Source organism: Blautia sp. DFI.6.71 (assembly GCF_020593585.1).
Lineage (GTDB): Bacteria > Bacillota > Clostridia > Lachnospirales > Lachnospiraceae > Blautia_A > Blautia_A wexlerae.
Window position 1 is genome coordinate 1 of sequence record NZ_JAJDMJ010000192.1, and the last position, 270, is coordinate 270.

General features: G+C 43.0%; 1 pseudogene. It reads right to left on the reverse strand.

Annotated elements, in window-relative coordinates:
* A pseudogene (locus LJE12_RS19850) lies at window positions 1-270 on the reverse strand (IS200/IS605 family accessory protein TnpB-related protein); the annotation flags it as partial.

Genomic DNA, 270 nt, shown 5'->3' on the forward strand with positions numbered 1-270 from the left:
CATCGGTATTGATTCCCAAGTCCACACTACAGATGATCTGTTCTTTTACCGGTGTCTTCGTAAGTGTCACTTCTTCCGTATAAGAAAAACGCAGGAAATATTTATGGTGCCTTTTCTCCAGTGTCGGGGCTGATGCCTTTTTCCCCGACCAGTTCCTGCGCAGATATTCCATATCTGTGTGATTTAAACGCACACAAAACCATTTCCAGTCATGACCATCATACAGTTTCAGGTATGCTTCGTCTTTTCCTTCTTTTTCCTCTCTGTACA